Raw genomic sequence first — 14250 nt, 5'->3', positions numbered from 1 at the left:
CTCACATACGTCGAGGTGGCATTAATAAACAGTGCTCCGGGCATTCTTTACATTTCTTGGTGCTTTATTGAAAGGCAATCTATCGTGAAAAAAGAAAGACCTGTAAACTTAGACTTATCTACCATTCAGTTTCCTGCCGCTGCCAAAGCATCTATCCTGCATCGGATTTCCGGTGTCGTTATGCTTGTGTCACTGGCCTTCTTGATTTGGGCGTTCGCAACGTCTCTCAGTGGTCCTGAGGGTTTTGCTCAAGTAGAAAGCATAATGACTAGCTTTATCGCGAAGTTCATTGGCTGGGGTATTTTGACAGCGTTAGGATTCCACTTAATCATTGGTATTCGTCACTTAATCATGGACATGGGCTTCTGGGAAGAGCTTGATTCAGGCCGCACCAGCGCCACGGCATCCATCGTGATTTCGATTATCGTGTCAGTTTTAGTAGGGGTGTGGTTATGGTAAGAGAAGCTGGAACCTTTGGACGTAGCGGCCCGCATGACTTCATTTTGTTGCGTGCTTCAGCAGTCGTTATGTTGCTCTATGTCTTGTTTATGGTTGGCTTCTTTGCGTCCACAGCGGACGTAACCTACGCCAACTGGACAGGCTTATTTTCGAATTTGTGGATGAAAGTGTTCACGTTGTTAGCGCTTACCGGCGTTTTGGTACACGGCTGGATTGGTATCTGGCAAGTACTTACGGACTATGTTAAAGCCTCGGGTGTACGTGCTTTTATTCAGTTCGTATTCAGCGTTGGGCTCATCATCGTTTGGCTCACTGGCTTGTTTGTACTGTGGGGTGTTTAAGTGAACGTTAAAACTTTAGAATTTGATGCTGTTGTCATCGGCGCTGGCGGCGCTGGCATGCGTGCTGCGTTGCAAATCTCCCAAGAAGGTATGAGCTGTGCGTTGATGTCCAAAGTGTTTCCAACGCGCTCTCACACCGTTTCTGCGCAGGGTGGTATCACCGTTGCGTTAGGTAACGCGCACGAAGATGATTGGCAATGGCATATGTTTGACACGGTTAAAGGGTCAGACTATATCGGCGACCAAGACGCAATCGAATACATGTGTAAAAGTGGTCCAGAAGCTATTTTAGAGCTTGAAAACATGGGCTTGCCGTTCTCTCGTTTTGAGAACGGAAAAGTGTATCAGCGTCCTTTTGGTGGCCAATCAAAAGAATTTGGCGGTGAGCAAGCGGCTCGTACTGCGGCTGCAGCTGACCGTACAGGTCACGCTTTGTTGCACTTGCTCTATCAGCAAAACGTGAAAAACAAAACCACCGTGTTTTCTGAGTGGTATGCACTCGACATCGTTAAAAACCAAGATGGCGCCGTATGCGGTGTCACAACGATGAATATCGAAACCGGTGAAGTGTACTACGTTAAAGCCAAAGCGGTTGTGTTAGCAACCGGTGGTGCGGGTCGTATTTATGCATCGACTACTAACGCACACATCAACACGGGCGACGGTGTTGGCATGGCTTTACGTGCAGGTGTGCCTGTACAAGATATGGAAATGTGGCAGTTCCACCCAACTGGCATCGCAGGCGCGGGCTGTTTGGTAACCGAAGGTTGCCGTGGTGAAGGTGGTTACTTGCTGAATAAAGATGGCGAGCGCTTTATGGAGCGTTATGCGCCGAATGCTAAAGACTTGGCTTCGCGTGACGTTGTTGCCCGTTCAATGATGACTGAGATCCGTGAAGGTCGCGGTTGTGATGGTCCTTGGGGCACGCACTTGAAATTGAAGCTCGATCACTTGGGTAAAGAGACGCTTGAAAGCCGTCTACCAGGTGTATGTGACTTGTCACGTACGTTTGCTCACGTAGACCCAGTGAAAGAACCTATTCCAGTGATTCCAACCTGTCACTACATGATGGGTGGTATTCCTACTGACGTGAACGGTCAAGTATTGGACATTGATAGCGAAGGCCAATCAAAACCAGTACAAGGTCTGTTTGCTTGTGGTGAGATCGCCTGTGTGTCTGTACACGGTGCGAACCGCTTAGGTGGTAACTCATTGCTTGACTTGGTCGTATTCGGTCGTGCAACAGGTATGCACTTAGGTGAACACTTGGCAGCGAATGCTGAGGCACGCGAAGCGTCAAAAGACGACGTTGATGCAGCACTAAGCCGCTTCAACCGTTGGGAAAACACGCAGAAAGGTGAAGACCCAGCGCAAATTAAGAAAGACCTACAGCAGTGCATGCAAATGAACTTCTCGGTATTCCGTGAAGGCCAAGCAATGGCTGATGGTTTGAAAGAGTTAGCCGAGATTCGCGAGCGTCTGAAAAATGCGCGCTTGGACGATACCTCTAAAGAATTCAACACCCAGCGCGTTGAATGTTTAGAGCTCGATAACTTGATGGAAACAGCGTATTCCACTGCTGTCGCAGCGAACTTCCGTACGGAGAGTCGCGGTGCGCACAGCCGTGCTGACTATCCTGATCGTGATGATGATAACTGGTTGGTACACAGCGTTTACCGTCCAGCGGACGAGCAGATGGTCAAGCGTGAAGTGAATATGGCACCTAAGTTACGTGAAGCTTTCCCTCCGAAAGCACGTACTTATTAATAAGGGGTTAAAACGATGAAAACAGTTAATATTTCGATTTATCGTTACAACCCGGATGTTGATGACGCGCCTTACATGAAAGATTATTCTTTGGAAATCGAAGATAATCAGGATTTGATGGTGCTGGATCTTTTGATTAAATTGAAAGAGAAAGATCCGTCGTTAGCGTTCCGGCGCTCATGTCGTGAGGGCGTATGTGGCTCTGACGGTTTAAATATGAACGGTAAAAACGGCTTGGCTTGCATCACGCCAATGTCATCATTGAAGGGTGGCAAGATCGTGATTCGTCCGTTACCAGGCTTACCGGTTGTTCGTGACTTGATTGTAGATATGAGTCAGTTCTACAAGCAATACGAGAAGATTAAGCCGTACCTCATCAATGATGAGAAAACGCCACCGGCGCGTGAACGTCTTCAGTCTCCAGAAGAGCGTGCGAAGTTAGATGGTTTATACGAGTGCATTCTGTGTGCTTGTTGCTCAACTTCATGTCCTTCTTTCTGGTGGAACCCAGATAAGTTTATCGGTCCTGCGGGTTTGCTACACGCATACCGTTTCTTGATCGATAGTCGTGACACGGCGACTGAACAACGTCTTGATGATCTTGACGATGCGTTCAGCGTATTCCGTTGCCACGGCATCATGAACTGTGTGAACGTTTGTCCGAAAGGGTTGAACCCGACCAAGGCAATCGGTCATATTAAATCGATGTTGCTGAGCCGTGCAGTTTAATTGCAGCGCTTCAGTAAAAAATCGTTATAATTGATGCTGATAATGGCCATCCGGCTTACGGATGGCTATTTCTTATAGTTTGAACAAATTGAGTGTGAAGGATACGCAATGCAAGAGGGTGTAATGCGTGAATGGCTAGAATCATCGCATCTAGCCGGGGGCAATATCGCTTATATCGAACAAATGTTCGAAGCTTACCTCGATGATCCTACTGCGGTGAGTGATGAGTGGCGACAGATGTTCGACTCATTGCCTGCAAACGAGCAAGCAGTAGATGCTAAATTAAGTGACGTACGTGAACAGTTTCGTACGCTCGCTAAAAATAAACTTAAGCAAGCTGGCGGTCAGTCGTCAGTAGCGGATCAGAAACAAGTACGCGTTTTACAGCTCATTAATGCTTACCGTTTTCGTGGTCATCAACACGCTAACCTCGATCCTCTCGGCTTGTGGAAACAAGACGAGGTGCCCGACCTTTCACTTGCTTTTCATGATTTAACTAAAGACGACTTAGACCGCGAGTTTAACGTAGGTTCGCTTGCCGTGGGCAGCGAAACCATGAAGCTCAAGGATATCCATAAGGCGTTAGACGATATTTATTGTGGCCCGATTGGTGCAGAATATATGCACATCGTGTCGACAGAAGAAAAACGTTGGATTCAGCAACGCTTAGAGGGTGTTCGTGGTAAGCCAAGCTTTGACAAAGAGCAGCAAACCGGCATCTTACGTGAGCTGACAGCTGCCGACGGCCTAGAAAAATACCTAGGTTCTAAGTTCCCAGGCGCAAAGCGTTTCTCACTTGAAGGTGGTGATAGCTTAGTACCGCTGTTGAAGTCATTGATTCGCCGCTCAGGCGAGCAGGGCACTCAAGAAGTTGTTATTGGTATGGCCCACCGTGGTCGTCTCAATGTCTTGGTCAACGTGCTTGGTAAGAAACCACAAGATTTGTTTGATGAATTTGCTGGTAAGCATGCGGCGAATAAGGGCTCGGGTGATGTTAAGTATCACATGGGCTTCTCGTCAGACTTTGCTACGCCAGGCGGTGATGTCCACTTAGCATTGGCATTTAACCCGTCTCACTTAGAAATCGTTAACCCAGTGGTTATGGGGTCAGTACGCGCGCGCATGGATCGTCTCAAGGATCCTAAAGGCGATAAAGTGCTGCCGATTACCATTCATGGTGATGCAGCAATTGCTGGTCAAGGTATCGTACAAGAGACATTCAATATGTCTAAGACGCGTGCTTATCAGGTCGGCGGCTCTGTACGTATCGTAGTGAATAACCAGGTCGGCTTTACCACGTCTAAGCAAGAAGACGCACGTTCAACTCAGTACTGTACCGACATTGCGAAAATGGTGCAGGCACCTATTTTCCATGTTAACGCAGATGACCCTGAAGCCGTCGTTTTCGTTACTCAGTTGGCGTTAGACTTCCGTAACACCTTTAAACGTGACGTTGTAATTGATTTGGTGTGTTACCGCCGTCATGGTCACAACGAAGCTGACGAACCTAGTGCGACACAGCCACTGATGTATGCCAAGGTTAAAAAGCATCCGGTACCACGCGAAATCTATGCTGAACGTTTGGCTAAAGCCAACGTGGTGAGCGAAGACGATGCTAAGCAGTGGGTTCAAGATTACCGCGATGCGTTGGATAAAGGTGAAGTCGTTGTTGATGAACACCGTCCAATGCGTAAACACTCAGTCGATTGGAGCCCATATGTTGGCAACGACTGGGATGTCGACTACGACTACAAAGTCTCTAAAGAAACCTTACAGACGCTGGGTGAGAAAATCGCTCAGTATCCAGAAGCGCATAAGCTAAATTCGCGCGTTGGCAAGGTTTACCAAGAGCGCATGAAAATGGCGAAAGGCGAAAAGCCGATGGACTGGGGCTTCGCCGAGACACTCGCTTATGCAACCTTGTTAGACAAAGGCATTCATATTCGTTTGACAGGTCAGGACTCGGGTCGTGGTACATTCTTCCACCGCCACGCAGTGCTGCACAATCAAAAAGATGCTTCGGTCTACATGCCGCTTAACAACCTTAAAGACGACCAAGGTGTCGTTGAGATTTACGACTCAGTGCTTTCTGAAGCCGCGGTTGTTGCTTTCGAATATGGTTATGCGACCGCTGAACCTAAGTCGTTAGTCATGTGGGAAGCCCAGTTTGGTGATTTTGCGAACGGTGCACAAGTTGTTGTTGACCAGTTCTTAAGTTCTGGTGAGCAGAAATGGGGCCGTTTGTGTGGATTGACCTTACTTCTGCCTCACGGCTATGAAGGTCAAGGGCCTGAGCACTCATCGGCGCGTCTAGAACGCTTCTTGCAGTTGTCAGCGGACCATAACTGGTCAGTCTGTGTACCGACAACACCAGCGCAAGTCTTCCACATGATTCGTCGTCAACAACTGCGTCCGGTTCGCCGTCCGCTGGTGGTGATGACACCTAAATCATTGCTCCGTCACCCATTAGCGATTTCTGAAATGAGTGACTTAGAGAATACCGGTTTCCAAAATGCTATCGCAGAAATCGATGACTTGGATCCGAAGAAAGTAAAACGCGTAGTCTTGTGTTCAGGTAAAGTTTACTATGATCTATTACAAGAACGCCGTAAACGCGAACAAGACGATGTTGCTATTATCCGTATCGAACAGCTTTACCCGTTCCCTGCGGACGAAGTGGCAGACATCATGAAAGATTATCAGCACGTCAAAGATTTTGTTTGGTGTCAGGAAGAGCCCCAGAACCAAGGTGCTTGGTACAGTAGCCAACATAACTTCTGGGCGGCTATTCCATCAGGTGCTCAGCTAACCTACAGAGGCCGTGCCGCATCTGCTGCTCCGGCGGTAGGTTATTTATCTGAGCATAATAAACAGCAACAAAAACTCGTTGACGAAGCGCTAACCATTAAATAGGTGAAGATGAACCATGGCGATTGATATTAAAGTTCCTCAATTACCCGAATCTGTTGCCGATGCCACCATCGCAACTTGGCACGTAAAACCAGGTGACAAAGTGTCGCGTGACCAGAATCTGGTTGACATCGAAACCGATAAGGTAGTGCTAGAAGTTGTCGCTGAGGCAGATGGCGTTATTGGCGAAATCATTGCGGACGAAGGCACCACAGTGACGGCTGAAGAAGTTATTGGCAAGATCGAAGAAGGTGCTGGCGACGACAGCAGCGATGCTAGCCAAGATTCTGCGGCAGAGGACAAGAAAGAAGAGAAAGCATCAAAAGAAGACAGTGCTTCTGAGCAATCGGGTTCTGGCGAGAAAATGGAAGTTAAAGTTCCTCAATTACCAGAATCTGTATCTGATGCAACCATTGCAACTTGGCATGTTAAAGCGGGTGATGCAGTTAAACGTGACCAAAACTTAGTTGACATTGAAACAGACAAAGTTGTGCTTGAAGTTGTTGCACCAGCAGACGGTGTATTGGCTGAAATTACTCAAGACGAAGGCGCGACAGTGGGTGCTGACGACGTGATTGGTATCGTCGAAGCGGGCGCTGCTGCATCGGGTTCTGCTGATAAGTCAGCGGCCAAGTCTGAAGATAATTCAGCGGAGCAGAAAGACGAAGGCGATAGCGAAGTTGCAGGTCCAGCTGTGCGTCGTCTATTAGGCGAGCATGGTTTGAAGCCGAGTGATGTAAAAGGCACAGGTAAAGGCGGTCGCGTGACCAAAGAAGACGTTGAGAAACACGTTAAAGGTCAACAGTCTAAATCAAGTTCAAGTAGCCAAAGCGCATCACAACAGCCGCAAGCAGCGGGCGATCGCGATCAAAAACGTGTTCCTATGACACGTCTTCGCAAACGTATCGCAGAGCGTCTGTTACAGGCTAAAAACGACACAGCCATGTTGACGACGTTTAACGAGATCAACATGAAGCCGATCATGGACTTGCGTAAGAAGTACAAAGATGTGTTTGAAGAAACACATGGTACGCGTTTAGGCTTCATGGGCTTTTATGTAAAAGCTGTCACAGAAGCACTTAAGCGCTTCCCAGACGTGAATGCGTCGATCGACGGCGATGATATCGTGTATCACAACTACTTTGATGTCAGCATCGCGGTTTCAACACCACGTGGTTTGGTAACGCCGGTATTGCGTGATACGGATAAAATGTCTATCGCAGACATGGAAAACGGCATCCGTGACCTCGCGATCAAAGGACGTGACGGTAAATTAACATTGGAAGAAATGCAGGGCGGTAACTTCACTATCACTAACGGTGGTGTATTCGGTTCATTGCTTTCGACACCAATTTTGAATCCACCTCAAAGCGCTATCTTGGGTATGCACAAGATCCAGGAACGCCCCATGGTAGTGGATGGTAAGATTGAGATTCTGCCGATGATGTATCTGGCTTTATCTTATGACCACCGTATTATTGACGGCAAACAATCGGTTGGCTTCTTAGTCACGGTTAAAGAGCTGTTAGAAGATCCTCAACGTCTTATCCTGGATATCTAAAGACGCTGAGCACTCAGCCGTAAGTTGGATTCCAGCTTACGGCTGTTATTTTTGCGCCGTACGCGTTAGAATTCGGCGCGGTATTCGGGTAGGCAGCATTTCGCTGCTTTTGTTGTTTCAACGAATCGGAAGAGCATCATGAATTTGCATGAGTATCAGGGTAAGCAACTCTTTAAAGAGTTTGGTTTGCCAGTATCTGAAGGTTTTGCGTGCGACACTGCGGATGAAGCAGTTGAAGCGGCAAAGCGTATTGGTGGAGACACTTGGGTTGTCAAATGTCAGGTTCACGCTGGTGGCCGCGGTAAAGCGGGCGGTGTGAAGTTGGTTAAGAGCACTGACGAAGTTCGCGCTTTTGCTGAGCAGTGGTTAGGTAAAAACTTAGTAACTTTCCAAACCGACGAAAATGGTCAGCCGGTTGCTAAGATTTTAGTTGAAAGCTGCACTGACATTGCAGACGAGCTTTACTTAGGTGCAGTTGTAGACCGTGGTTCACGCAAAGTCGTGTTCATGGCATCAACGGAAGGCGGCGTTGAGATCGAAAAAGTCGCTGAAGAGACACCTGAGAAAATCTTGAAAGTTGAAATCGATCCGACGGTAGGCGCACAGCCTTTCCAAGGTCGTGAATTAGGTTTCAAATTGGGCCTTTCTGCGGATCAAGTGAAGCAGTTCACTAAAATCTTCTTGGGCTTAGCAAAAATGTTCGAGCAGTACGACTTAGCATTGCTTGAAATTAACCCGTTAGTTATCACTGACGAAGGTAACTTGCACTGCTTGGATGCTAAAGTAGGCATCGATAGCAACGCATTGTACCGTCAGCCAAAAATCCGTGAAATGCACGATCCGTCTCAAGACGACGCGCGTGAAGCAGAAGCGGCTAAGTGGGAACTGAACTATGTTGCACTCGACGGCAACATCGGTTGTATGGTTAACGGTGCTGGTTTGGCGATGGGTACTATGGACATCGTTAAATTGAGCGGTGGCGAACCTGCAAACTTCCTTGACGTTGGTGGCGGTGCAACTAAAGAACGCGTTTCTGAAGCATTCAAAATCATCTTGTCTGACAGCTCAGTTAAAGCTGTATTGGTAAACATCTTTGGTGGTATCGTCCGTTGTGACATGATCGCCGAGGGTATCATCGGTGCAGTTGAAGAAGTGGGCGTTAAAGTACCGGTTGTTGTTCGCCTTGAAGGTAACAACGCTGAGCTAGGTACGCAGAAATTGAATGAAAGTGGCCTAAACATTATCGCAGCAGAAAGCCTTTCTGACGCTGCTGATAAAGTGGTTGCTGCGGCAGGAGGTCAATAATGAGCGTTTTGATCGATAAAAACACCAAAGTTATCTGCCAGGGTTTCACTGGTGGTCAAGGTACGTTCCACTCTGAGCAAGCAATTGCGTATGGTACGCAAATGGTTGGCGGTGTAACACCAGGAAAAGGTGGCCAAGAGCACTTAGGTCTGCCTGTCTTCAATACTGTTAAAGAAGCGGTAGAAGCGACTGGCGCAACTGCATCAGTTATTTATGTACCAGCACCTTTCTGTAAAGATTCAATCATCGAAGCTGCTGATGCGGGTATCGAGCTGATTGTTTGTATTACTGAAGGTATCCCAACATTGGACATGTTGTACGTTAAGGAATACTTGACGCACAAAGGTGTTCGTATGATTGGTCCAAACTGCCCAGGCGTTATCACTCCTGATGAATGTAAGATCGGTATCATGCCAGGTCACATTCACAAGAAAGGTAAAGTCGGCATCGTATCGCGTTCAGGTACTTTGACTTATGAAGCCGTTAAGCAGACTACTGACGAAGGTTTCGGTCAGTCTACTTGTGTTGGTATCGGTGGTGACCCGATCCCAGGCTCAAACTTCATCGATATCTTAGAACTGTTCGAGAAAGATCCAGAGACAGAAGCTATCGTAATGATCGGTGAAATCGGTGGTACTGCAGAGGAAGAAGCTGCAGAATACATCAAGAACCACGTGACTAAACCTGTTGTTTCTTACATTGCAGGTGTTACAGCGCCTCCAGGTAAGCGCATGGGTCACGCAGGTGCGATCATTGCAGGCGGTAAAGGTACAGCTGACGAGAAGTTTGCTGCACTTGAAGCGGCAGGCGTTAAAACTGTACGTAGCTTGGCTGATATCGGCAAAGCAGTACGTGAGAAAACAGGTTGGTAATCAACTTTGTTTAAGCTCATGAAAAACCCGGCCTCGCGCCGGGTTTTTTGTACCTTACGTTTAACGTAATTTTCCCTCCTCAAACATCATGAGCCACTCAGATAGCTGTTTATCGATGATGTTGTCGTACACCATCATCGCCATATGTGGGCGCTCGGGTAGGGTGATGATTTTGGTTTTTGAAATCGCATCAAAAGGTTTAAAGGTTTCTTGTTTACTGAGTTTATCAAGCTCGCCAACAAAAATGAGTGAGGGCGGCCAGCTATCTGTTTGCAAGTGATGACGCAAAATACGTGAAGTATTTGCCTGTTCGACATTCGCACCAACCGATGAGGCAGCGCGTTCGATACCTGCGATTATATACTCATCGCTAATAAACTGGGTTAGCCAAGGCGAACTGCGTTTTGTCTCGATAAGCGCAGCTTCGGTGAAGTTATTCATTGGAGCAATGCCGATGAAACCATCGATGTTGCCATGCTTCGCGATATATTGGGCAGCCACGCTTGCGCCATAGGACTTTCCGTACAATAAGAGCGGCAAGTCTGAATCGTCACGGATCAATGTGACTAATTGATGTAAACGTTCAACATCTGCCGGACCAAAGCTCACTGGCTTATCGCTTGCTTTGCCATGCCCATTCAGATCCAACAGCAACACGTCGTATCCTTGCGCTCGGAGTGCAAGGCTATCAATATACAGAGAACGGCTATCGGTGCTGTAACTATGTAGCATGATAACCTGACCGCGCGCCTCACTGTGCTGTGAAAGTTTACGAGCATGGCTATCGTCATAGTGATATGGGGTGGTCGTTGTGGTGCCTGTTTTGCTGTTTGTCAGAGTCACATTAATGGTGCTTTTAAAAGAGGCTTCTTGTTGAGCCAATCCAGCGGCAGGTGCATAAAAATAGTCGAGGCTACCGACCTTACGGGGCTGCAGATTAAAGATTTCTTGGGCTGATTGCTCATCGGTAAAGGTTAGGTTCATGGCATTGGGATGAGCGATTTGGTCTGCAACGAGTGATGTGCAGCCAGTTAAATGTAAAAGAAAGGCGGTGACTATTATTAAGCGCATAGACGAAGTTATCCATTTTGTTTTAAACCGTAATAAAAATTTGACTCCATTACAAGTGGAGTAATCGGCTTAAACTGGTTGTACCAGAAAATCATTCATGCCTACAATGCGGTTATTCGGTATTTAAAGGAAACGTAGAATGGACTTTTCGCTTTCGGATAACAGTCGTGACTACTTGTCACGTGTACAAGACTTTATTGATCAGCATATCGCACCCTATGAGTCTAACTACCGTAAAGAAAATCAACGCTTTAATGCAGGCCCCAATTGGCGCGAATGGCAGGTGCCACCCCATGTCGCTGAATTAAAAGCCATGGCTAAGAAGGCAGGGCTATGGAACTTGTTTTTGCCCGACGCAGAGTTAGGTCAGGGGTTATCAACGCTAGAGTATGCACCTATCGCCGAGTGTATGGGTCACAGTCTATTGGCGCCGGAAATCTTTAATTGTAATGCGCCGGATACTGGCAATATGGAGGTGCTGTATCACTTTGGCAGTGCTGCGCAGAAGGCTCGGTGGCTTGAGCCTTTACTCGAAGGAGATATTCGTTCGGTATTTTGTATGACGGAGCCCGATGTCGCTTCATCAGACGCAACTAACATGCAAACCACCATTACTGCTCAAGGCGATGAGTGGGTGATTAACGGGCGCAAATGGTGGAGCACAGGGCTGGGTCACCCAGACGCTAAATTTGCTATCGTGATGGGTCTAACAGATGAAGATGCTGACAAGCACCGGCGCCACTCGATGGTAATTGTGCCGTTAGATACAGCAGGTGTGCATATCGAACGCATGCTTCCTGCGTTGGGTGAATATGATGCACCTTATGGTCATGGTGAAGTGGTATTTGATGATGTGCGTGTACCTAAGGATCATATTATCGTAGGACCCGGCGCTGGCTTTAAAATTGCCCAAGGGCGCTTAGGTCCAGGCCGTATTCATCATTGCATGCGAGCCATCGGTGCCGCTGAACGGGCACTCGATATGTTTATTGAACGGGGCACATCACGTATCGCCTTTGGACAGCCGTTGTTGAAGTTAGGCGGCAACACAGAGCGTTTGGCTGATTTACGGGTTGCGATAGATCAAGCGCGTCTACTGACACTGCATGCCGCTTGGCAAATCGATAAGGTGGGTGCTATGCAGGCGATCAAAGCGATTTCCTCAATTAAATTAGTTGCGCCCCAAGTGTTGCAACGGGTGGTGGATGAAACCATGCAACTGTATGGTGGTGCCGCAATGTGTCATGATACGCCTTTACCTGATTTACTAGCCGTTGCTAAATCACTGCGTATTGCCGATGGCCCTGACGCTGTGCATCGTGCAACGATTGCTAAAACTGAAGTAAGAGCATGGCAGGAGCGAATGAATGAGCGTTGACACTAACAGCGTACTTGACCAGTCTTCTCCGGTTAGAACCGAAGAGTCATTACCGATTGAATCACTCGATGCGTGGCTAAAAGCCGAACTACCTGAGGTGGTCAGCGAGTCTTCGGGCGATTTAGCCATTACTCAGTACACTGGCGGGGCATCAAATTGGACTTATCGACTTGATTATCAGAATGTCGCGCTGGTATTGCGGCGCCCACCTGATGGCACCAAAGCTAAATCTGCACACGATATGGGACGTGAGTATCGCTTTCAAAAAGCGCTCAAGCCTTATTTTCCCGAAGTGCCAGAGGTGCTTGCTCACTGCAAGGATGAGTCAGTGATCGGTGCAGAGTTTTATGTCATGCGTCACGTTGAGGGGATTATTCCTCGTCGCCACTTTCCGCGGCAACTGAGTTTGAGTGAAGCTCAGGCGAAGCAATTGTGCATCAAAGCGATCGACCGTCTTGTTGCTCTGCACCAAGTTGATATCCATGCTTCAGGCTTAAAACGGCTAGCAAAGGGCAAAGGTTATACCCAGCGCCAAGTGGAAGGCTGGTGCAATCGATTCGAACGGGCTAAAACGTGGAATGTATTTGGCGCCAAGGGCATTATGCGTTGGATTCGCGAAAACCAGCCAAGCGAAGAGACTATCTGCATGACCCATAACGATTTTCGTTTGGATAACCTGGTGTTGGATGCTGATGACCCGACTCATATTATTGGTATTTTGGATTGGGAGTTAGCGACATTGGGTAATCCCTTAATGGACTTAGGTAACGCATTAGCCTATTGGATTGAAGCAGGTGACGACAAAATTGCGCGTGCCACCAAACGACAGCCCAGTGATTACCCAGGTATGCTCACACGTAATGAGATCATTGAATACTACTGCAGTAAAACCGGTGTAGCGGTCGCTGACTTTAAATTTTACGAGGTTTTTGGCCTATTTCGTCTCGCCGTTATTGCTCAGCAGATTTATTACCGTTACCACCATAAACAGACAAATAACCCAGCGTTTAAAAACTTCTGGTTTTTGGTCAATTACTTGTTATGGCGTTGCCGTCGCAAAATAAAACAATAAATGGACGTGTATTATGCAAAAACAACAGACTGTACTAATAACAGGCGCCAGTTCTGGACTGGGCGAGGGCATGGCAAGGGAGTTTGCCAGTAAAGGGTATCATTTGTGCCTGTGCGCACGGCGCATTGAGCGTTTAGAGACGTTAAAAAATGAAATCGAGCACGCTTATCCAAAGGTGAACGTGCGCATTGCTGTACTGGATGTGAATCAACACGACGATGTATTTGAAGTTTTTGAGCGTTTTAAATCCGAGGCAGGCTCGATTGATAAAATTGTGGTGAATGCCGGAATGGGTAAGGGTGCCTCGATAGGCACCGGTTACTTTGCCGCTAACCGCGCCACTGCTGAAACCAATTTTGTGGCAGCCCTGGCTCAATGTGAAGCGGCGATGAATATCTTTCGTGCGCAAGCGCACGGGCATTTGGTCACCATCGCATCGATGAGTGCGCTACGTGGTATGCCTCGTGCGATGACTGTGTATGCTGCGACCAAAGCTGGATTAGCATCGATGTCTGAGGGCATCCGCGCCGACTTGCTCAAGACTTATGGCAAGAACAGTCCTATTAAAGTTACCACATTATTCCCGGGTTATATTCGTTCGGAAATTAACGAAAAGGTTAAAAATACGCCCTTTATGATCGGTACTGAAGAGGGCTGTCGCAAATTGGTTAAGGCGATCGAAAAAGCCCCTGTTAAAGCCTACGTCCCGGGCTGGCCTTGGTGCGTTATCGGCTTTTTAATGAAACGCTTACCCTTGGCTTGGGTGCTTAAACTCACCTAATGAC

The 14250-nt window shown here is 47.6% G+C and carries 12 protein-coding genes; 11 read left to right on the top strand and 1 reads right to left on the bottom strand.

The features are described 5' to 3' along the window. Positions 1 to 84: 84 nt before the first annotated feature. From sdhC to sucD, 8 genes are all read left to right on the top strand, one after another. The gene (sdhC, locus tag DFP83_RS04135; protein WP_110573447.1) at positions 85 to 459 is read left to right on the top strand and encodes a succinate dehydrogenase, cytochrome b556 subunit; all 375 of its coding nucleotides are present in this window, start codon (positions 85 to 87) and stop codon (positions 457 to 459) included. Further along, the gene (sdhD, locus tag DFP83_RS04130) at positions 453 to 800 is read left to right on the top strand and encodes a succinate dehydrogenase, hydrophobic membrane anchor protein (protein ID WP_006955522.1); all 348 of its coding nucleotides are present in this window, start codon (positions 453 to 455) and stop codon (positions 798 to 800) included. The genes sdhC and sdhD overlap by 7 nt, the downstream gene beginning before the upstream one ends. Continuing rightward, positions 801 to 2567: a succinate dehydrogenase flavoprotein subunit gene (gene sdhA, locus DFP83_RS04125; RefSeq protein WP_110573445.1), complete on the top strand. Its 1767-nt coding sequence runs from the start codon at positions 801 to 803 to the stop codon at positions 2565 to 2567. A 15-nt stretch (positions 2568 to 2582) separates the two neighbouring features. Then, complete coding sequence (locus tag DFP83_RS04120; RefSeq protein WP_110573443.1) at positions 2583 to 3296, top strand: succinate dehydrogenase iron-sulfur subunit; 714 nt, start codon at positions 2583 to 2585, stop codon at positions 3294 to 3296. A 108-nt stretch (positions 3297 to 3404) separates the two neighbouring features. After that, a complete protein-coding gene (sucA, locus tag DFP83_RS04115; RefSeq protein WP_110573441.1) occupies positions 3405 to 6209 on the top strand; it encodes a 2-oxoglutarate dehydrogenase E1 component in 2805 nt (934 codons plus the stop codon). 13 nt (positions 6210 to 6222) lie between these two features. Further along, positions 6223 to 7767 (top strand): 2-oxoglutarate dehydrogenase complex dihydrolipoyllysine-residue succinyltransferase, encoded by a 1545-nt coding sequence (gene odhB / locus DFP83_RS04110; protein WP_110573439.1) that lies wholly within the window; start codon positions 6223 to 6225, stop codon positions 7765 to 7767. Between the two features lie 138 nt (positions 7768 to 7905). Then, positions 7906 to 9072, top strand: a complete 1167-nt coding sequence (gene sucC / locus DFP83_RS04105; protein ID WP_110573437.1) for an ADP-forming succinate--CoA ligase subunit beta — start codon at positions 7906 to 7908, stop codon at positions 9070 to 9072. Beyond that, positions 9072 to 9944, top strand: a complete 873-nt coding sequence (gene sucD / locus DFP83_RS04100; RefSeq protein WP_006955516.1) for a succinate--CoA ligase subunit alpha — start codon at positions 9072 to 9074, stop codon at positions 9942 to 9944. Before sucC ends, sucD begins: the two co-directional genes overlap by 1 nt. Before the next feature lie 60 nt (positions 9945 to 10004). Here sucD and DFP83_RS04095 read toward each other — a convergent pair whose 3' ends face one another. After that, positions 10005 to 11015, bottom strand: coding sequence for an alpha/beta hydrolase (locus tag DFP83_RS04095; protein ID WP_110573435.1), 1011 nt, complete (start codon positions 11013 to 11015; stop codon positions 10005 to 10007). A gap of 139 nt (positions 11016 to 11154) precedes the next feature. Between DFP83_RS04095 and DFP83_RS04090 the strand changes: the two genes are divergently transcribed. From DFP83_RS04090 to DFP83_RS04080, 3 genes are read left to right on the top strand one after another with little or no spacing between them, the layout of a single operon-like run. Beyond that, complete coding sequence (locus DFP83_RS04090; RefSeq protein ID WP_110573434.1) at positions 11155 to 12393, top strand: acyl-CoA dehydrogenase family protein; 1239 nt, start codon at positions 11155 to 11157, stop codon at positions 12391 to 12393. Continuing rightward, positions 12383 to 13465: a phosphotransferase family protein gene (locus DFP83_RS04085; protein ID WP_110573432.1), complete on the top strand. Its 1083-nt coding sequence runs from the start codon at positions 12383 to 12385 to the stop codon at positions 13463 to 13465. The genes DFP83_RS04090 and DFP83_RS04085 overlap by 11 nt, the downstream gene beginning before the upstream one ends. A gap of 13 nt (positions 13466 to 13478) precedes the next feature. Beyond that, positions 13479 to 14246, top strand: coding sequence for an SDR family oxidoreductase (locus DFP83_RS04080; protein WP_110573430.1), 768 nt, complete (start codon positions 13479 to 13481; stop codon positions 14244 to 14246). The last annotated feature ends 4 nt before the right edge of the window (positions 14247 to 14250 follow it).

The sequence above is a fragment of the Idiomarina fontislapidosi genome (assembly GCF_003226255.1).
In the GTDB taxonomy this organism is placed as follows: Bacteria; Pseudomonadota; Gammaproteobacteria; order Enterobacterales; family Alteromonadaceae; genus Idiomarina; species Idiomarina fontislapidosi.
This window is presented reverse-complemented; position numbering and strand designations above follow the sequence as displayed.